At 71.8% G+C, this 19,354-nt stretch carries 17 protein-coding genes; 6 read left to right on the top strand and 11 right to left on the bottom strand.

What is annotated here, in order from left to right:
* Window positions 1-1,185, bottom strand: a complete 1,185-nt coding sequence (locus FK219_RS11735; RefSeq protein ID WP_152584108.1) for a glycosyltransferase family 4 protein — start codon at window positions 1,183-1,185, stop codon at window positions 1-3.
* A gap of 30 nt (window positions 1,186-1,215) precedes the next feature.
* On the opposite strand from FK219_RS11735, the gene FK219_RS11740 reads away from it, so the two are divergent.
* The 5 genes from FK219_RS11740 (at window position 1,216) to FK219_RS11760 (ending at window position 5,966) form a co-directional block, all read left to right on the top strand.
* A complete protein-coding gene (locus FK219_RS11740) occupies window positions 1,216-1,905 on the top strand; it encodes a glycosyltransferase family 2 protein (RefSeq protein WP_152584109.1) in 690 nt (229 codons plus the stop codon).
* A 15-nt stretch (window positions 1,906-1,920) separates the two neighbouring features.
* Entirely contained in the window at window positions 1,921-2,319 is a 399-nt protein-coding gene (locus tag FK219_RS11745; RefSeq protein ID WP_152584110.1) for a DUF2304 domain-containing protein, read from the top strand.
* A gap of 7 nt (window positions 2,320-2,326) precedes the next feature.
* Window positions 2,327-3,433: a glycosyltransferase gene (locus FK219_RS11750; RefSeq protein WP_152584111.1), complete on the top strand. Its 1,107-nt coding sequence runs from the start codon at window positions 2,327-2,329 to the stop codon at window positions 3,431-3,433.
* Complete coding sequence (locus tag FK219_RS11755) at window positions 3,430-4,611, top strand: glycosyltransferase family A protein (RefSeq protein ID WP_152584112.1); 1,182 nt, start codon at window positions 3,430-3,432, stop codon at window positions 4,609-4,611. Before FK219_RS11750 ends, FK219_RS11755 begins: the two co-directional genes overlap by 4 nt.
* 104 nt (window positions 4,612-4,715) lie before the next feature.
* On the top strand, window positions 4,716-5,966 hold the full coding sequence (locus FK219_RS11760) for an ATP-binding protein (protein WP_152584113.1): 1,251 nt from the start codon (window positions 4,716-4,718) through the stop codon (window positions 5,964-5,966).
* Here FK219_RS11760 and FK219_RS11765 read toward each other — a convergent pair.
* Genes FK219_RS11765 through FK219_RS11775 form a run of 3 tightly spaced genes read right to left on the bottom strand, consistent with a single transcriptional unit; the run spans window position 5,883 to window position 9,907 of the window.
* On the bottom strand, window positions 5,883-7,487 hold the full coding sequence (locus FK219_RS11765) for a DUF2142 domain-containing protein (protein ID WP_165638134.1): 1,605 nt from the start codon (window positions 7,485-7,487) through the stop codon (window positions 5,883-5,885). The genes FK219_RS11760 and FK219_RS11765 overlap by 84 nt on opposite strands.
* The gene (locus FK219_RS11770) at window positions 7,484-8,848 is read right to left on the bottom strand and encodes a glycosyltransferase family 4 protein (RefSeq protein ID WP_152584115.1); all 1,365 of its coding nucleotides are present in this window, start codon (window positions 8,846-8,848) and stop codon (window positions 7,484-7,486) included. The genes FK219_RS11765 and FK219_RS11770 overlap by 4 nt, the downstream gene beginning before the upstream one ends.
* Before the next feature lie 33 nt (window positions 8,849-8,881).
* A complete protein-coding gene (locus tag FK219_RS11775) occupies window positions 8,882-9,907 on the bottom strand; it encodes a glycosyltransferase (RefSeq protein ID WP_152584116.1) in 1,026 nt (341 codons plus the stop codon).
* A gap of 57 nt (window positions 9,908-9,964) precedes the next feature.
* On the opposite strand from FK219_RS11775, the gene FK219_RS11780 reads away from it, so the two are divergent.
* Complete coding sequence (locus FK219_RS11780) at window positions 9,965-10,840, top strand: glycosyltransferase family 2 protein (RefSeq protein WP_152584117.1); 876 nt, start codon at window positions 9,965-9,967, stop codon at window positions 10,838-10,840.
* Between the two features lie 30 nt (window positions 10,841-10,870).
* On the opposite strand, the gene FK219_RS11785 is transcribed toward FK219_RS11780, so the two are convergent.
* The 7 genes from FK219_RS11785 to FK219_RS11815 all read right to left on the bottom strand — a co-directional run bounded on the left by FK219_RS11785 (window position 10,871) and on the right by FK219_RS11815 (window position 19,312).
* Window positions 10,871-11,629: an ABC transporter ATP-binding protein gene (locus FK219_RS11785; protein WP_246299214.1), complete on the bottom strand. Its 759-nt coding sequence runs from the start codon at window positions 11,627-11,629 to the stop codon at window positions 10,871-10,873.
* Complete coding sequence (locus FK219_RS11790) at window positions 11,626-12,444, bottom strand: ABC transporter permease (RefSeq protein WP_152584118.1); 819 nt, start codon at window positions 12,442-12,444, stop codon at window positions 11,626-11,628. Before FK219_RS11790 ends, FK219_RS11785 begins: the two co-directional genes overlap by 4 nt.
* Window positions 12,445-12,493: 49 nt before the next feature.
* Entirely contained in the window at window positions 12,494-14,623 is a 2,130-nt protein-coding gene (locus FK219_RS11795; RefSeq protein WP_152584119.1) for a glycosyltransferase, read from the bottom strand.
* Window positions 14,613-15,482, bottom strand: coding sequence for a glucose-1-phosphate thymidylyltransferase RfbA (rfbA, locus tag FK219_RS11800; RefSeq protein ID WP_152584120.1), 870 nt, complete (start codon window positions 15,480-15,482; stop codon window positions 14,613-14,615). The genes FK219_RS11795 and rfbA overlap by 11 nt, the downstream gene beginning before the upstream one ends.
* A gap of 68 nt (window positions 15,483-15,550) precedes the next feature.
* Window positions 15,551-16,900, bottom strand: coding sequence for a glycosyltransferase family 4 protein (locus FK219_RS11805; protein ID WP_152584121.1), 1,350 nt, complete (start codon window positions 16,898-16,900; stop codon window positions 15,551-15,553).
* Window positions 16,900-17,502, bottom strand: a complete 603-nt coding sequence (gene rfbC, locus FK219_RS11810) for a dTDP-4-dehydrorhamnose 3,5-epimerase (RefSeq protein ID WP_152584122.1) — start codon at window positions 17,500-17,502, stop codon at window positions 16,900-16,902. Before rfbC ends, FK219_RS11805 begins: the two co-directional genes overlap by 1 nt.
* A gap of 1 nt (window position 17,503) precedes the next feature.
* Entirely contained in the window at window positions 17,504-19,312 is a 1,809-nt protein-coding gene (locus tag FK219_RS11815; RefSeq protein ID WP_152584123.1) for a glycosyltransferase family 2 protein, read from the bottom strand.
* Between the last annotated feature and the right edge of the window lie 42 nt (window positions 19,313-19,354).

A 19,354-nucleotide genomic window follows, 5' to 3' on the forward strand; every position in this document is an offset into this window, starting at 1 on the left:
TCACGCGCGCGCCTCCCGCGCCGGGCGGGCGCGGCCGTGCGGCGTGGCGGCGGCCAGCTCGACGGCGTCGGCGGCGCGGCCCGCGACCGCGGCGAGTGACACACGCTTGCGCGCCCACGCGGCGAAGGCGGCGCGCTGCTCGGGGGTGGCGGGGGCGTCGAGTGCGCGCTGCAACGCGGCGCCGACCGCGCGCGGGTCGTAGGGCACGGCGGTGCCGAGCGGAGCATCCTCGGCGAAGACCGCGCCAGAGCCCTCGCCCGCGTACAGGATCGGCGTGCCGCACGCGGCCGCCGCGTGCAGCTTCGCGGGGAAGAAGCGGTACGCGGCGGCATCACCGGATGCTGGGCGCGCGCTCGCGAGCGCCACCGTCGCCCCGCGCAGCCACCGGGCCGCCTCGGCGGGGGCGACCGTCGGCAGCACGTCGACGCGGCCGGGCGCCCGACGCTCGCCGGCCTCCCGCAGAGCCGCATGATCTGTGCCGGAGCCGAGGTAGACGAGCCGCAGCCCGTCGACGTGCTCGAGGGCGTCGACGAAGACGGCGGCGCCGTGCACCTCGCTGGCCGTGCCCGCGTAGAGCGCGTACGGGGCCGCCTTCACAGCGGGCCCGTCCGGCGTGTAGATGCGCGTGTCGGCGCCGTTGCCCACCTCCGCGATGGAGTCGGTCTGCGCGCCGAGCGCGAGCAGCCGCTCAGTGAAGTCGGTCGAGACGGAGAGCACGCGCGCGGCACCGCGAACGGCCGCCCGCTCGAGCCGCCGCACGACTCCGACGACCGTGCGCGACGTGCCGGCGTGCGCGGCGGCGTCAGAGAGGATGTCGGCGGCGTAGTACACGTAGGGGGTGCGGCGCAGCCGGCTCGCCCATCGCACGACCGTGCCGGTCGTCGGCGGCGGCTCGACGACGACGACGTCGGCCCGGCGGGCCAGCAGCAGGCGCGCCAGGAGGGGCACGTCGAAGCTCAGGTACTGCACGTAGCCGCGCACGGCGCCCTGACGGTTGCGCAGCACGGGCCAGCGCCGCACGCGCACGCCCGGCTCGTCCTCGACGATCGAGCCGCGCGGCGGGCGGCTCGTGAGCACCTCGACCTCGTGGCCCCGCGCCGCCAGTTCGCGCGCGAGCGCCCCCAGCCGGGTCGCCGCCACGGCGGGCTCCGGCAAGAACAGGCGTGACGCGATGAGGATGCGCATGGCCCGTTCAGGCTATCGGCCTCTGACACAATGACACTCATGCCCGACGCCGTCGACTCGACCTGCTGGGTCGTCATCCCGCTCTACAACGAGGCGACGATGATCGGCGGCGTGGTCGACGAGCTGCGCACCCGATTCGCGCACGTCGTCTGCGTCGACGACGGCTCGAGCGACGACTCGGTGGCCGTCGCCGAGGCGGCGGGGGCACGCGTCATCCGCCACCCTCACAACCTCGGTCAGGGCGCGGCCCTGCAGACGGGCATCAGCTACGCGCTCACCCACCCGAGCGCCGAGTACATCGTGACGTTCGACGCCGACGGCCAGCACCGCCTCGTCGACGCGCTCGCGATGCTGCAGCGCGCCCGCGAGGAGGATCTGGCGATCGTGTTCGGCTCGCGCTTCCTCGACGACCGCACGCGCCCCGGGTTCCTCAAGACGATCGTGCTCAAGACGGCCGTCGCCGTCACCAACGTGAGCACGGGGCTCACCCTCACCGACGCGCACAACGGCCTGCGCGTGCTGCGCCGCGACGCGGCGGAGGGCATCGAGCTGAACCAGGACCGCATGGCGCACGCCACCGAGATCGTCGTGCAACTGGGTCGCACGCGCCTGGCGTGGGCGGAGCATCCCGTTCATGTCGTCTACACCGACTACTCGAAGGCGAAGGGTCAGTCGCTGCTCAACTCGGTCAACATCCTCGTCGACCTCGTCATCAACTGAGAGGGGCCCGCCATCATGTGGTTCCAGATCATCCTCGTTCTCGCCCTGCTCGGCATCGCCGTCTACCTGCTGCGCTCCACGCCGAGCCCCCGCCACCTGGCGATCCGCCGCCTCGTCATGCTCGTCGGCATCCTCGTCGGCATCGTCGTCATCATCTGGCCCGATCTGCTCACCGTGCTCGCGCAGCTCGTCGGCATCGGCCGCGGCGCCGACCTTCTCTTCTACGTCGCGATCATCATCGGCCTGCTGTACACGGTCAACGAGTACAAGCGGTCGGTGCGGCTCGCGCGCCTCAACACGCGCCTCGCGCGCGAGATCACCCTCACCGAAGCGCGTCTGAACGACCGCATCAGCGAGCTCGAAGCGCGGCTCGACTCCGGTCGACGCGACGCCAGCCGCAGCGCCACCGAGTAGGCGCCGCATGAGGATCGCCGTCACGACCGGGCTGCTGCCCGTGCCGCCGACGTACTTCGTCGTGCAGCACGCGCTCGAGCTCGCGGCCGTGCACGACTTCGCGGTGTTCGCGCGGGCGGCGCGCGTGGGCGACCCCGACGTGGGGATCGCGATCGACTCGGTCGTTCCCGAGAGTGCCGGCTCGTGGCCGTGGCGCATGCGGCTCGCGGTTCTCGCGGGGCGGGAGCACGCGAGGCGCATCCGGTCGTGGGGGCCCGACCTCGTGCACCAGCAATTCGCGACCTGGTCGCACGGCGCGGTGAGCGCTGCCGCGCCGCTCGTGACGACCCTGCACGGCTACGACGTCGTCGCGGCGGAGAGCCGCGCGCGCACGCCCCTCGCGGCGTTCCACCGACGCAGCATCCGCCGCACGATCGAGCGCAGCGACCGCGTGCTGCCGGTGAGCCGCTACCTGGCCGACCGGGCGATCGCAGCAGGGTTCCCGAGCGAGCGCGTGCAGGTGCACTACCAGGGCATCGACACCGACTGGTTCACGCCCGGTGAGGGGCCGACCGACGATCGGGATGCTCCCGCCCTCGTCTTCGTCGGCCGCTGGTCGCGCGCCAAGGGTCTGCACGAGCTGCTCGACGCTTCGGTGGCACTGCAGGGGCGCACGCCGCACCGGCTGCGCGTCGTGGGCGCCGGACCGCTCGAGAGTGCGGTGCGTTCCGCAGCCGCCGCGCACCCCCACATCGAGGTGCTCGGCTCGCTGCCGCGCGCCGGGGTGCGGCAAGCGCTGCGCGGTGCGCGGGCGCTCGTGCTACCCACCCAGCTCGACCGCGGGTGGCGGGAGGCCGCGGGGCTCGTGCTGCTCGAAGCGCAGGCTTGCGGCGTGCCCGCGATCACCTACGCGAGCGGCGGGGCGCCCGAGATGGTGCGCGAGGGCGAGACGGGGCTCGTCGTGCCCGAGCGGGACACGGCTGCGCTCGGCGACGCCCTGCACTCCCTGCTGACCCTGCCGTCGACAGAGCACCGCGCGATGGGCGTGCGCGCCCGCGAGTGGGTCGTCGCGGAGCGCAGCCTCGCGGCGAGTGCCGCGCAGCTCGACGCCCACTACCGGGAGGTCGCCGCATGAGCGACGTGCCCGGTCCCGAGATCGCCGTCGAGGTGATCGTGCCGGTGCACGACCGCGCGCGGCCTCTCGCCCGCGCTGTCGCGTCCGTCACCGAGTCTGGTCTGCGTTGGGGCGACCAGATCGTCGTGACGGTCGTGGCCCACAACCTGCCGGTCGATGCCGCTGAGGACATGCTCGCCAGCGTGCCCACCGAGGCGGTCGTGACGGTACTCGCGTGCGATGACGGACTGCCGAGCCCGGCGGGCCCGCGCACTCTCGCGCTGGAGCGGTCGCGCGCGCGCTACGTGTCGTTCCTCGACTCCGACGACTGGCTCGAGCCCGGCGCCCTCGCGCACTGGCTGCGCCTCGCCGAGCGCCACGGCCTCGCCGCCGTGATCGCGCCGGAGCGCCACGCCTCGGGCCGAGCCGTGCTCAATCCGCCCGTGCGACCGCTGCACGCCGGCGCCCTGCACCCCCGGCGCGACCGCCTGCCGTACCGCACCGCCCTGCGCGGTCTGCTCGAGCGCGCGGCGATACTCGACGAGGGGCTGCGCTTCAGCACAGGTGTCACCAACGGCTCCGACCAGCCGGTGAGCCTGGGCCTGTGGTTCTCGGGCCGCCCGCTGCGCTTCGCGAGCCGTGCTCCCGCCTACGTGCTCGGCGACGACGCCCCGAGCCGGGTGACCCGCACACCGCAGCCGCTCGACGCCGAAGTCGCCGCCTCGGCGCAGCTGCTGCGCGGCCCGTGGTTCCGCTCTCTCGCGCTGCGCGATCGGCAGCTCGTGGCGACGAAGATGGTGCGCATCCACCTGCTGCCGGGCCTCGCTCTGCGCACGCTCGACGTGACGGACGATAAGGCCGCGCACGAGTGCGCGCACGCGGCCGCGTTCCTGCACCTCGCGCGCGACGCCGCGCCCGGTCTCGAGCGCTCCCTCTCGCGCACCGACGAGCGCCTGGTCGAGCAGGTGCTCGCCGCGCAGCCAGACCTGCCGCGGGTGCGCGACCTGCTCGCGCAGCGCCGCCACTTCACGCGGCCGTCGACTCTCCTGACGCGTCGCCTGGGCGACGCCCTGCGTCGGGATGCTCCCCTGAGGCTCGCGGCGGCGTCGGCTCTGCTGCCGCTGCGTCTGCGTCTGCGTCGGGCCGCTACGCGACCGAATCCCGACGGCACATCGACCGCACCGGCGTCTCGAGGGTGATGCGGGCGAAAACGCAAAAGTGATGTCTGAGTACACGCAAAAGTGATATCTCAATCCGCGCAAAAGTGATATCTCAATCTACGCAAAAGTGATATCTTGTGCTGATGGTGGACTATCGCACTCGCATCATCGATGCTGCTGTCGAGCGAGCACTACACACATTCGGCGCCGTGATTCTCGAGGGCGCACGCGCGGTAGGCAAGACGACGACCGCCCTGCGACACTCGGCCAGCTCTGTGAGGCTCGACTCTTCGCCGGATCTCCTCGAACTGGCTGAAGCGGCCCCCGAGACGGTGCTCCGAGGCGACACCCCCCGACTCATCGACGAGTGGCAGCTCGCGCCCGCAGTGTGGAACGCCGTTCGCCATGCCGTCGACGCTCGGGGTCGGTCTGGGCAGTTCATCCTGACCGGCTCCCAGACACCCGCTGACGATGTCACACGCCACAGTGGTGCTGGACGGTTTCGCCGGTTGCGGCTGCGCCCTATGACCTTGAGCGAGAGCGGGGAGTCTCTCGCGTGCGTCGCGCTCGGGTCCCTCTTCGACGATGGCGAGATTTCCGGAATCGGCGGCCCGAGTGTCGACGACTACGCCCAGTTGATCGTTCGTGGCGGGTGGCCCGCCCTGGTCGAGCAGACCGAACGATCTGCGACCGAGTATCTCGACGCCTACCTCGATGACATCACCCGGGTGGACATTCCGCTCTCCGGCGAGGGAGTCGATCCGCTGCGGATGCGCGCGCTCTTGCGTGCGATCGCTCGCAACGTCGCCACCGAGGCTCCAGCCGCGAGGCTCGCCGCCGAGGCGGAGATCGACGGCGGCTCGGTCTCGGCCCAGAGCGTGCGCAAGTATCTGGACGCGCTCGATCGAGTCGGGGTTCTGGAAGAGCTTCCCGCTTGGCGCCCTCACTTGCGATCGGCAGTTCGATTGCGGGTGAGGCCGACCTGGCACTTCGTCGACCCGTCGCTCGCCGCGGTGGGTCTCGACGCATCGGCGACCACTCTGCTCGATGACCCCAGAACCCTCGGGTTCTTGTTCGAGTCGCTGGCGATTCGTGATCTTCGCGTCTACGCCGAGACGATGGGCGGCACAGTGGGTCGATATCGCGACGAGCGCGGGCTCGAGGTAGACGCGATCATCGAACTGCCGAACGGTCGATGGGCAGCGATCGAGATCAAGCTTGGCGGAGACACGGCAATCGAACGGGCTGCGACGAACCTTCAGCGCCTGGCGTCGCAGGTCAGCGTCGAACGAGCCAAGAGGCTCGCGGGTCTAGCGGTGATCACTGCTGGTACGACGAGCCTGCGTCGCCGTGACGGCGTCGCCGTCATCGCCCTCGGGCACTTGACCGCGTAGAGCGGTCGCCGCAGGCCGCGTCAGCAGCGGCACCGCGAGACTGACGAGCAGCGCGAACGCGAGCGCGCCGAGCAGCCACACGGCGTTGGGCCCGACCGGCCCGGCCCACCACCACTCGGCACCCGCGCCGAGGTCGAACCCGGCGCCGTCGATGCCCGTGATGTAGCGCCGCATCGTGAGGTGCAGGGCCACGAAATGCGCCCCCGCAAGAGCTGCGCCGATGAGCCAGCTCTGCAGTCGCGAGATGCGCAGCGGTGCGCCCGTGCGGCTCAGCAGCAGGAGGCCCGCGAAGAGCACGATGAGCGGCAGGAGGTAGCGCGGCTGCACCTGCTGGCCCACGCGGTCACCGCCGGCCTGCAGCACGTAGAGCGGCAGGGCCACGAGCACGGCGCCGACGAGCAGCAGGGCGATCGCCCGGCGCCGCTCGACGCGGGCGAGGCCGACGAAGGCGAGCACGACGAAGACGCCGACGACGGCGAAGGACACGAGGGAGGGCATCTGCACGTCGAGCCAGCCGAGGCCGCCCTCGGTGAGCAGGCCCGCCCACAGCGACGGCAGGTTGAGCACGTTGTAGGCGAGCAGCGCGGGGCCCGTGATGACGGCCTCGAGACCGCCGTCGTCTGCACCACCGGTGCCGGAGCCCGAGCCGCCCGCCCCGAACCCCTGCAGGCCGCTGCCGACCTGGCGCGAGGTGAGGAAGAGCGCGAGGGCGACGACGGCCATGACCGCGGGCAGCACGGCGAGCTTCGCATAGCGCCACGTCGGGGTGACGGTGAGCACGAACACGACGGCGATCGCGAGCCCCGCGTAGAGCGCAGCGTCGCCGCGCGAGCCGGCCGCGGCGAGAGTCGAGACGACGAAGACCGCGCCCAGGCCGATGCGCCGACGCCCCGTCGCCTCGACGTAGCCGAGCAACGCGAGCCAGCTGCTGCCGACACCGATGATCGACCACGAACTGGGGTTGTTGGAGGCGAGCAGGAAGGTGCCGAGGGGCACCATCGTGGCGAGCCACGCCCACACGAGGGTCGTGCGGCGCTCGGGCAGCAGGCTCCACAGTGCGGCGCTGAGGCCGAGGAAGAGCGCGACGCTCAGCAGGCGCATGAGCAGCGCCGACACCTGGATGTCGCCCCCCGTGAGGAGCCCCGTGACGGCGTAGTAGACGGGCGGATACTCGCCGCTGAAGTTGCCGCGCCCCGTCTCGACGGTCTCGCTCGTCGACCAGTCGAATTCCTCCCCCTGGCACGCGGCGCTCGCTTGCGGGTCGTAGGCGTAGCAGGCGATGTCGGTGAGCGCCTCAGGCACGACGCGCTCGTCGGCGGCCTCTCCCGGCTCGCACAGCTCACCCGCGGCAGGCCCTGCGCACCACGAGCTCGTCAGGTGGTAGTCGTCGTCGGGCGAGGAGCCGATCGGCGAAGCGAAGGCCCAGGCCACGAGGGTGAGGGCGGCGAGCACGAGCAGCAGGAGCGGCCGACGACGCTCGACGAACTGCGACGCCGCCCGCGCGACCCCGCGCTCGCTCACGAGCGACGCCCGATCCGTGCGCGCACCCGCGCCGCGAGACCGCGGACGCCGGAGTGCCGCAGGTGGTGCCAGGCCATGCGCGCGGCATGACCGGGCCCCGCGGTGCGGCGCGCGCGGCCGGAGCCTGCGCCCATGCCGCCGCGACCCGGCACGTAGTCGGCGGCGTGGTGGGGCGCGTCGACGAAGCGCACGAGCGGCTCGAGCACGACCGGCCAGGTGTACTGCTCGCGCACGCGGGCCACGTTCGCCCGATACTGCTGGGCCGCGGCGGTGTCGGTCAGCACGGCGGTCAGGGCGTCGGCGAGAGCATCCTCATCGTTCGCCGGCACGACCACGCCGAGCCCTTCCTCGCGCACGAGGTCGGCGAAGCCGTCGCCCTCGGTGACGACCATCGGCAGCCCCGCCCACAAGTAGTCGAGAATGCGCGTGCGGAAGGCGAACGTGGTCTCCACGTGCACGTGGTGCGTGCTCACGCCCGCGTCGGCCTCGAGCAGGAACGCACCGCGCTCGTCGTAGGGCACCCACGTGTCGTTGAAGACGACCTCGCAGCCTTCGACGCCCAGCTCGGTGGCGAGGTCGACGGCGCGGCGCACGATGCCCATCTCGTCGACCTTCGGGTGGCGAGTGCCGAGGAAGACGAGGCGGATGCCCGGCACCGACCCCTTCGCCCGCGCGACGGCCCGAATCAGGGTGAGCGGGTCGAACCAGTCGTAGACGCCGCCGCCCCACAGCAGCACGCGCGAGTCGGCGTCGATCGCGGTGTGCACGCCGCGCAGGGCGCGACCGGGTGCGGGCGGCTCGGTGGGCAGGCCGAACGGCGCGAGGGCCAGCAGGCCGCGCAGCTCGGGGTCGCCCGCGTACGTCGCGGGAGTCACCCGACCGATCGCCGCGAGGTGGCCGAGGTAGAGCTGGCGCTGCCGCTCGCTCGCGCACAGCACGAGGTCGGCGCGGCGCAGCTGGTCGGTGAGGCTGTCGCGCGCCGTCGCGACGCGCAGGCTCCACGTCGCTCGGGCCAAGTCGCGCCCCTGCTCGAGCGCCTCCAGGTGCATGGGCGCGTAGACGTCGGCGACGAGGAACCGGTCGGTGCGGCGCAGGCTGTCGAACTGGCCGAGGCCGTAGCCCTGGAAGACGATGACCTCGGCCCAGCGCTCGTGAGCGCGGAAGGCGCGGTCGTCGCCCGCGCGCACGCGCTCCACGGTGACGCCGTCGCGCGCGGACGGCTCCGTGGAGTCGCTCGTCGAGACGATGCGCACGTCGTGGCCGTGGCGCTGCAGCTCGAGCGCCATGTTCCACGCGCGAATCGCGGGGCCCGCCATCGCGGCCCCGACAGGGTCGCCGGTGAGGATCACGACGCGCGTCATGGTGGTCCTTCCCAGTTGTGCCGCCGCCCCATCCTATGAGCGCCCGCCGGCGGGCTGCACGAGGTCGCGCAGCACATCGATCGCGCCGCGGCTGTAGCGGTCGTAGCGTCCGCTCACGGCTCCGGCGACGATGGCGGGGATGCGCGCGGGCTGCCAGCGCGGCAGGTCGCGACGGCGGGCCTCGTGCGCGTGCTTCGCACGCGCCTGGGCGACCCGGTCCGGCGCGATGTCGAGCGTGGCGAGGTGGTCGGCCAGCAGGCGCGTGCGCTCGGCGAGGAGCGGCGCTCGGCCGTCGCGGGGCTCGCGCAGCTTCGCCCAGCGGTCGGCCATGGTGGGCTTGCGCGCCCCGATCTCGTTGGCGCCGTGCTGCCGGTAGTCGATGAGCGGCTCCGGCACGAGGCGCAGGGCGTGCGGGCCGTGCGCCGCCGCGACCGCGGCGAGCCACTCGTCGTGCACCCACTCGGCGGGCAGCGGTGCGGCGCGCTCGAGCAGGGTGCGGCGCAGCACGACCGTCGCGCCCGTGACGAGGTTGCGGCGCAGGAGCACGGCGAACGCGTCGCCCGCGGCCAGGCCCTCGCGCTCCGCGGCGGTGGCCTCGAGCGCGTCGAGCAGCGTGAGACCGAGGGGCTCGCCCTCGCCGTCGACGAGGCGCGCGTCGGAGTGCGCGAGCTGCAGCCGGGCATCCGCGCTGAAGAGGGGCACGAGGCGGGCGAGCTTGTCGGCGCGCCACACGTCGTCCTGATCGCTCAGGGCGATGAGGTCGCCCCGGCAGTGCGCCATCGCATCGGCGAAGTTGCCGACGACGCCGAGCGGCGGGCTGTGGCGTCGCACCACGAGCTCGGTCTGCACGGCAGGGTCGGCGGCGCGCGCCTCGGCGAGAGTGGCGTCGATGATCGCCAGAGTGTCATCGCTCGAGTCGTCGTCGCCGACGACGAGCTCGAGCGGTGCGGGGCGCTGGGCGAGAATGCTGCGCACCTGCTCGGCCACGAACCGCTCCCCGTTGCGCGTGCACAGGGCGACCGAGACGGTGAGCCGGTCGGGCTGCGCGGGCGAGGTCATCCCGTCAGCCTACGACCGCCGGCCACGCCGAGGCCCGCCGGTAGGATTCGAACCACCATGACCCGCCGCGACGATTCCGAGACCGCCCGGGTGGGTGTCGTGACGGTCGCCTTCCGCTCCAACGCAGTGCTGCCCGATCTGCTCGATTCGCTCGAGCGGGCGAGCGAGCAGCCTCTCGAGCTCGTCGTCGTCGACAACCTGCCCGGCGAGGGCTCGCTCGCGGGCGAACTGGCGCAGCAGCACGGCGGCCACTACGTGCCCCTGCCCGACAATCCCGGCTATGGCGGCGGTATGAACGCGGGCGTCGCCGCGCTGCCGGCCTCGGTCGAGTGGGTGCTGCTGTGCAACCCCGACGTCGTGCTCCTGCCGGGCAGCGTCGACGCGCTCCTCGCGGTCGCGACGGCCGATGAGCGCATCGCGATCGTCGGCCCGGCGATCCGCAACGCCGACGAGACCCTCTACCCCTCCGCCCGCTCGGTGCCGTCGCTGCGCACGGGCATCGGCCACGCGCTCTTCGTGACGGTGTGGCAGTCGAACCCGTGGACGACGCGGTACCGCGACGAGCGCGCCCCGAGCGGCGAGCAGCGGGATGCCGGCTGGCTCTCGGGGGCGTGCGTTCTCGTGCGGAGGAGCGTCTTCGACGAGCTCGGCGGGTTCGACGACGGCTACTTCATGTACTTCGAAGACGTCGATCTGGGCTACCGCGCGGGTCTCGCCGGGTACCGCAACGTTTTCGCGCCGAGCGCCACGGTCATCCACACGGGAGCGCACGCGACGACGACCGAGTCGGCGCGCATGGTGCGCGTGCACCACGAGAGCGCACGGCGGTTTCTGCTGAGCAAGTACCGGGGGTGGTGGCTGTGGCCGGTGCGGGCGGGGCTCAGCACGGCGCTGCGGGTGCGCGCAGCGTGGGTGGTGCGCCGAACGCGCTGACCGGCTGCGCGGGCCGGGCAGCCGCCGCGGCTACTCCTTCTCGTCGGCGAGGGCCTTCTCGTACCGGTCGGTCACCTCGGTGGCGTCGCCGACCTCGCGCAAGCGGCCCTTCTCGAGCCACGCCACCTGATCGCACATCTCCTTGACCTGGTTCAGGGCGTGCGAGACGAAGATGACGGTGCGGCCGGCGCCCGTGAACTCGAGGAACTTCAGGCGCGACTTCTCGCGGAAGGCGCCGTCACCGACGGCGAGCACCTCGTCGACGACGAGGATGTCGGGCTCGGTGTGCACGGCGACGGAGAAGCCGAGGCGCACGTACATGCCCGACGAGTAGTTCTTGACGGGTTGCTCGAGAAACTTCTCGACGCCCGAGAAGTCGACGATCTCGTCGAACTTGGCCTTCACCTGCTTGCGGCTGAGGCCGAGGATGGAGCCGTTGAGGTAGATGTTCTCGCGCCCCGTGAGCTCGGGGTGGAAGCCGCTGCCGACCTCGAGCATCGAGGCTGCCGTGCCGTTGAGGGTGATGGAGCCCTGGTCGGGGTGGTAGATGCGGGCGAGGGTCTTGAGCAGCGTCGACTTGCCCGAGCCGTTGCGGCCGATGAGGCCGAACGTGTGACCCTGCGGCACCTCGAAGGAGACGTCGCGCACCGCCCAGAAGTCTTCGGCGACGGTCTTGCGGCCGCGCATGACGGCCGACTTGAGCGTCTGGTTGCGCTCCTTGTAGAGCCGGAACTTCTTCGACACGTTGTCGACGATCACGGCGGGCGGGTTCGTAGTGGTCGAGGTCACAGCAGTTCAGCCAATCGCTTCTCGTTGCGCGAGAAGATCAGGAAGCCCAGGGCGAAGACGATGCCGGCGGCGCCGAACACCCACAGGGTGTCGTCGAGCGAGGGCAGCCGGTTGTCGTAGAGGAGGTTGCGGAACACGCCCACGAAGTGCTCCATGGGGTTCAGACGGTAGACGAACAGCACCCAGTCGCCGATGTCGCGCGCGGCGTCCTCGACGAGGCTGATCGGGTAGATGATCGGCGTCAGGTACATCCACATCTGCAGCACGATCGTCGTGAAGTGCTGCGTGTCGCGGAAGTGCACGTTGAGGATGGCGAGCATCATCGCGACGCCCACGGCAAAGAGCGCGAGCAGCCCCATGGTGAAGATGACGAGCGGCAGCCACGGGAGCGGGAAGCCGCCGAAGATCCAGAGTGCGAGGGTGAGCACGCCCATCTCGATGCCCCACGTGATGCCGACGGACGACATGACGGAGAGCGGCAGGTGCATGCGCGGGAAGTACACCTTCTTGATGAGGTTCGCGTTCGACACCATCGAGTTGAGGCCGCCGTTGACGACGCGCGAGAAGTACAGCCACGGCAGCAGACCGCACATGAGCCACAGCGGGTAGATGTTGAGCCCGCTCGGGTCACCCGGGTCGGGGTCGGCGCGGAAGATGAAGGAGAACACGACCGTGTAGACGAGCATGGTCGCGATCGGGTTGAGCAGCGACCACAGCTGGCCGAGCACCGTGCGCCGATACTGGCCCTTGACCTCGCGCATGGTGAGGTTCGCCAGCAGCTCGCGGGTACCGAGCAGCTCCTTCAGATACTTCATCCTGTGCTTTCGACGGGCCTGGGGCACCTCGCGGGCCGGGACAACCGTCTCAGTGTAGGCGACCCGACGGGGCGCGACGCGGCGCGTGCCCGAAACGCTCGCGGCACAGCTGCTCGGCGTAGTCGGGCACGACGATCGCGCCCTGCTCGGTGGGGTGGGCGACAAGCACGACCTCGTCGGCGGTCACGCCGTGACGTTCGGGCACGCCGAGCAGAGCATCCGGCCCCCAGATGGCGACCGTGCCCGCCTGCACCGTCTCCCCCAGCGCGAACACTTCGAGAGCGAGACCGTCGTCGATGATCGCGTGGTAGGCGCCGCTCCACGGCTTCTCCTGCGCGGAGTGCAGAAAGCCGGGGGCGTGCAGGATCGCCGTCGTGCGGCCGGCCGCGTGCTCGGCCTTCAGCATCGTGCGCAGCGTGCCGACGTTCTTGTCGAAGGGGCCGCCGGTGCGCACGTCGGCGACGACGAGGGTGTCGACCCGACCGCGGTCGGGGTTCTCGCCCGTGATGCGCGTCGGCGCCGAGTAGGGGCGCTGCTCGAGCGGGAAGGGCAGGTGCGGGGCGGAGGCGGCGGAGCTCCAGCGCTTGTAGGCGCTGCGGTAGGCGACGCGCGCCGGGTGAGTCCAGCCGTCGGCCAGGTCGCTGCCGCTGAGCGAGGCGGTGTCGAAGCGCATGAGCATGAGGGGGCCGCGCGTGACGAGGTGCGGCACCTCGTCGCCGAAGGCCTCCCCGATGCGAATGCGGTACTCAGAGTCGGCCGACTTGCGCGTCGAGTCGAAGTAGCCGATGCGGCCCACGACGAGCTCCCGGCGGAACAGCAGCGACGGCTCGGCGAGGCGTAGGTAGAGGCCCCGGCCCTGCGTGAACAGCAGATCGCTCGTGACCCGCAGCGCCGAGCTGAGGTTGGCCGGTGCGTCGGGGTGCGCGAGAAGGTGCTGCACCTGCAGCTCGAGGCGGCGCGGGTGGCTCCAGTCGTCGGAGTCCTGCATCGTGACGAACTCGCCCGTCGCGCGCTGGATCGCCTCGTTGCGGCGCACGTAGGTGCCGGCGTTCTCGGTGGCTCGCACGACGGTCACGCGCTCGTCGAGCGCGTCGATGCGGGCGAAGATGTCGTCGTACTCGGCACCGGAGGCGTCGTCCATGACGAGCAGCTCCCAGTCGCGCCAGGTCTGGTCGATGATCGAGCGCACCGCGTGCAGGGTGTCCTCGTCGGGGCGGTAGGCGCTCATAATGACGGTCACGCGCGGGCCGCTCACGCTCGAGGGCGGCGCTGCCGGCGCTGCGAGGCGGTCGAAGGGCAGACCGTGGTCGCCCACCATCGCGATCGGCTCGAGGCCCGCGGCGGCGAACGACGCGTTGCACAGCGCGAGCCACGCTTCCTCGTCGCTCGCGCCGGTCTCTGGGATGTGCGGATTGACGAGGTCGGCGAGCAGCAGTCGGCGCTGCCACGACTCGGTCTCCACCTGGTCGAGAACGACGGCGGCGTCGGCGAACCGGCGGGCGGCGACGCACAGCTCAGCCACGCGCACCTGCGAGGCGTCGCTCGCGTGCGCGCTGCGGGCGACGGCGAGGTCGAGCAGCGCCTCCGCCGCACCGTCGCCGAGGTCGTGGATGCTCGCGACCCGCGCGAGGCCGACGAGCAGGTCGACATCGACAGTGCCGAGCGACCGTGAGGCGGCGGGCGGGCCGAGGCGCGAGACCGCGACGAGCGCGTCGACGTCGAGCGCCCCGGCCGTCGCGCGCAGGGCGAGGGCGTCGATGACGGGCCGCGTGCCCGCGTGCAGGGCGTAGGCGACGATCTCGTTGGGGGCGGCTCGCTCGGCGAGTCTGTTCATGCTGCGCCGTCGCGAGAACGGGGCGAGGCTGATGGGCGCCGTGTCCGCGAGGTCTTCGAGCAGGCCAGGCGAGAGGAACCCGGTGACCTGAGGGTTGTGCCGCGCGGGCGCCCGCGTGCGCAGTCGACGGCGCAGCAGCACGAGGCCGTAGACGCTCAGCAGGAGGAACTGCACGAACCAGGCGAGCACGAGCCAGGGGTACTCGATCGCGGTGATCACGAGGGCGAGCAAGATGAGCACCGCGGGTTGAGCGAGCAGGGCGAGGCCCACGAGAATCTCGGCGCGGCTGAACCTGAGTATCGGCGCGAGGTAGGGCTTGAGGAGCGCCTTGAACTCAGCCAGCACGGGTCAGCAGCCTCTGCAGGTAGGCGCCGTAGCCGCTCTTGACAAGCGGTTCGGCGAGGGCGGCGAGAGCGGCGTCGTCGATCCACCCAGCGCGCCAGGCGAGCTCTTCGATGCAGCCGATCTTGTGCGCCTGCCGGTGCTCGATGACACGCACGTACTCGGCGGCCTCCATCATCGAGGCGACGGTGCCGGTGTCGAGCCAGGCGGTGCCGCGTTCGAGTGGCTGTACGGTGAGCCGACCAGCGTGCAGGTAGTGCTCGTTGATCGACGAGATCTCGAGCTCGCCGCGCGCGCTCGGCACGATGCCTCTCGCCACGTCGACGACGTCGTTGTCGTAGAAGTAGAGCCCGGGCACGGCGTAGTTGCTCTTGGGGTGGGCGGGCTTCTCCTCGATGGAGACGGCGGTCATACTCTCGTCGAATTCGACGACGCCGTAGGCGCTCGGGTCGGCGACCTCGTAGGCGAAGATGAGCCCGCCGTCGAGGGAGCCCGCTGCAGCCAGGGCCCGGTCGAGGTCGGCGCCGTGGAAGATGTTGTCGCCGAGCACGAGGGCCACGCTGTCGTCACCGATGAAGTCGGCGCCGATGAGGAAGGCCTGCGCGAGACCTTCGGGCTGCGGCTGCACGGCGTACTGGATCGACATGCCCAGCTGGCTGCCGTCGCCGAGCAGCGTCTCGAACTGGTCGCGGTACTCGGGCGTGGTGATGACGAGCACCTCGCGAATGCCCGCCGTGATGAGCGTCGACAGCGGGTAGTAGATCATGGGCTTGTCGTAGATCGGCATGAGCTGCTTCGAGATGCCCTTGGTGATGGGCCACAGCCGCGAGCCGGAGCCGCCGGCGAGAATGATGCCGCGCACTACGGCACCGCCGGGGTGGAAGAGTCCATTCGGCCATCGTATCGATGACCAGCGGGTGCGCCGGGCGACTATCGGCGCGCCAGGAGCGCGCGCACGCGACGGGATGCTCGCACGGGGTGCCGCGCAGCGCGCAGGCCGAGCGTGGCGAGGCGGGTGAGCCGCGCGCGGGTGGCGAGCCCGCGGGTGCTCGCGGCCGCCGTCTCGTCGAGGCGCTCGACCCACGAGCGCCACCGCTCAGGCAGCGCCCCGGGCGCGCCGCCCGCCGCTGCAGTGAGCACTGACACGGCGAGGGGCAGGGAGTGCGGCCCCGCCGCGATGTCGTCGGCGCGCTGCCGCGCGGCCTCGCCGTGCGCCGCGATGAGCTCGCGATGCTCGAGGTAGGCGCGCAGTGCGCGCGCCCACGCGTCGAAGTCGTCGGCGTCGATGACGGCACCCGTGCGGCGGTCGTCGACGAGTTCGGCCCCCGCGCCGCTGCGCGTGGTGAGCACGGGCTTGCCGAGCGCGAGGCACTCGAGCGTGGAGCGGCCGAAGGCCTCCTTCTCGCTCGGGATGATGCACACGTCGGCCTGCGCGACGATCGAGAAGGGGTTGGGCTGCTCGCCGAGGAAGCGCAGGTCGGCGGCCACCGTCAACCGTGCCGCGCGGCGCAGCAGCTGCTCGTCGGCGCGGGCGTCGAGCACGCCGCCGATGAAGCGCACCTCCACGGCGCTCGACTCGAGTCGTGCGAGCGCCTCGACGACGCGCCACTGCCCTTTGCTGCGGGTGACGCGGCCGAGCACGGCCACCTTCAAGCGGTCGGCGTCGCTGAAGTCGGGCGCTCGCGGCTCGAGGGCTTCCTCGCGCACGCGCTCGAGGTCGACGGGCGGGTAGACGACGGCGATGTCGCGCTCGGGCATGTGCGGCTGCAGCTCGTCGGCGACGGCACGGGAGTTGGCGACGACGGTGTGCGAGAGCGCGCCGATGTCGCGCAGGGCGGCGTCGCGCCCGTCGGGGTAGAGGAACCCTTGGCTGCGCTCGCCGAACTCGCGCACGAACCAGACGTGGGGCACGCCGACGTGGGCGGCGGCGAGGGCGCCCCACGGCATGACGAGGGTGTTGGTGATGACGAGGTCGGGCTGCTCCCGCTCGACGATCTCGATGATGCGGCGGGTGGCGGCGGCGTTCTCGATCTCGCGCTGGCGGCGCTGCGCGCGCCCGCCGTCGGCCTCCCACACGGCCCAGCCGGTCATGGCGAGGTCGGTCGACGCCCAGCCGCGCGCGAGCACCTCGCGGGTCATGGCGGTGGAGGGGGCGGGGCCGACGACGATCGGCTCGACGGCGGGGTCAGCGGCGGTCCAGTGGTCGAGCAGGGCCAGCAGCGACTGCTCGGCTCCTCCCAGGTGGTCGGCGGCGCTGTGGCTGACGACGATGACGCGCATCAGACCGCCAGGTCGCGATACCGCTGCTGGCAGTCCTGCCAGGTGGGCAGCAGGCCGTCCTCCTGCGCCTGGGCGAAGCCCGGCGCCGCCTCGTCCTTGGCAGAGAGGATGAGCTCGCCGACCGGCATCCGGTAGTCGAGGCCGAGGTCGCCGTCGAGCGGGTGCACGGCGTGCTCGCGCTCAGGGCGGAAGACGTCGGTGACGAGGTAGCTGACGGAGGTGTCGTCGGCGAGGGAGACGAAAGCGTGCCCGAGGCCTTCGGCGAGGAAGAGCGCGTGGTGGTTGTCGGCGCTCAGCTCGACACCCTGCCACTGCCCGAAGGTGGGCGAGCCGACCCGAAGGTCGACGACGTAGTCGACGATCGCTCCCCGCGTGACGGTCACGTACTTCGCTTGGCCGAGAGGCACGTCGGCGAAGTGGATGCCCCGCACGACGCCGCGCGCCGAGACCGACGTGTTCGCCTGCACGATCGGCACCTGGCGCCCGAGGGTCTCCGCGAGCCGGTCAGCCCGGAACCATTCGAGAAAAGCGCCGCGCTCGTCGCTGAAGACGCGCGGCTCGATGAGGTGGGCGTCAGGGATGTCGAGCGGCGTGATGAGCACGTCAGGAGCCTAACAACCGGGTGGCGCGGGGCCTGCGCAGGCGGTAGCCGGGGTGCACGAGCCGCGCGAGCGCGTCGCGCCGCACCGCTCGTGTCGTGACGGATCGGGGCAGCAGCCGTTCGGTGCGGTCGGTTCGCACGATCTCCACACGGCGAGCGTGCACCGTCGGGCTGTCGTGTGCGACGCCGAGCAGCGCTTCGGGGTGCCGCACGACGAGCCGGACGACGGTGACCGCCTCGTCGAGCATGACCTCGGCGACGCGACCGGTCGACACGAGTGCCTGCAACTCGACAGGGCTCGACTCGTGCGCGTGTGCGAGGTGGGGCGAGAGCATGGCCATCACCCCGACCCTGAGCCGGCGGTCCACGAGCGAGGAGAGCTCTTCCACAACGGCGCGGTGCAGCGCCTCTGCGCGCTCGCACTCGCGCGGGTCGAGCACGTACAGCACGTCGAGCTCATGCTGCGGCGGAGCTTCTGCGCGCACGATCGCTGGCACGGGAAACCGTGGCGCATCCCGACGCGGGTCGTATCGCAGGGCGACGTGATCGCCGCGTCGTTCACCGTGCCAGGCGGTGAAGGCACTGCGGTAGGCGCGGTAGCCGGGGTGCATGCGCATCATGCTGAAGCCCTGCGCGCTCTCCGACGCGTCGTAGCGGCGAATGTGGGTCAGCGGGGCGAGGGTCGGTTCGGCCGGTATCTCCTGCTCGAACGCGGCCTCGATTCTGCGCCGGTACTCGGCGTCGGCGCTGCGGCGCTCGTCGGCGAGGGTTCCGAGGGCCTCCCACACGGTGCGGTGCATGAGCAGGCTCGAATGCATCGCCTGTCGCCACGCTCCACCGGGGTGCACCCAGCCGCCTCGCTCGGTCATCCGGCTCGTGTGCAGCATCGTCGCGGGGATCGGCGATTCCTCGATGAGGTGGCTCAGCTGGCGTTCGAGGCGTCGGGGGTGCACCCAGTCGTCGGAGTCCTGCGCGGTGAGGTAGTCGCCGCGCGCTTCCCGCCAACCGTCGGCACGTCTGCGGTGAACTCCGGCATTGTCGTCGAAGCGGATGAGGCGGATGCGCTCGTCGAGGTCGCCGAGCGACTGCAGGAAGTCCTGGTAGTCGGCCGGCGAGGCGTCGTCCACGAGCAGCAGCTCCCAGTTCTGCCAGGTCTGCACGATCATCGACCGCACCGCGGTCTCGACCATGTGGTCGGGGCGGTAGGTGGTCATGACGACGGAGATCAGCGGGCCCTCGTCGATGCGCCGGCTCGAGTCGGCGGTGAGGCGGTCGAACACTGTCGCTCCGCTGTCGCGCAGGGTGAGGGGTTCGATGCCATCGGCGCGGTGGCGCTCGCCCGCGAGATGCAGCCACCGGTCCACGGCGTCGTCGGCCGGAGAGACGCTGCCTTCGAGGAAAGGGTTGGCGATGTCCTGCCGAAAGAGGTGGGCGCGATCGGTGGTGCCGGGCACGCGCTCGTCGAGCTCGCGAGCGAGGGTGATCTGCCGTGTGCTGATGAGGCCCTCCACGACGCGGTCGCGGTGCCGTCGGGATGCCCGATCACCGTCCATGCGCTCGGCCGCCTCGCGGAAGAGTCGGCCGGCCTCGCCCTCCGGCGTGAGGCCCAGCCCGAGCACGCGATGCGCGCGGGCCAGCGCGACGAGGCTGTCGAGGGTTCGCTCGGGCGGAGCAGCTCTCGCCGCGTGGGCGAGGGCGGCGAGCGTGACGGGTGATGCGGTCGCGGCGGCATGCCGCACGAGCACGTCGGGGGCTTGCTGCGAGAGCGCGCGGGCGGCGCGCGGGGCGGTGTGGTGCGCATGTCGGGTCATGCTGAGTCGTTCTTCTTGGTGGGGGCCGGGTGGGGTGTCTCT

The organism is Microcella pacifica (assembly GCF_009371975.2).
Taxonomy (GTDB): Bacteria; Actinomycetota; Actinomycetes; order Actinomycetales; family Microbacteriaceae; genus Microcella; species Microcella pacifica.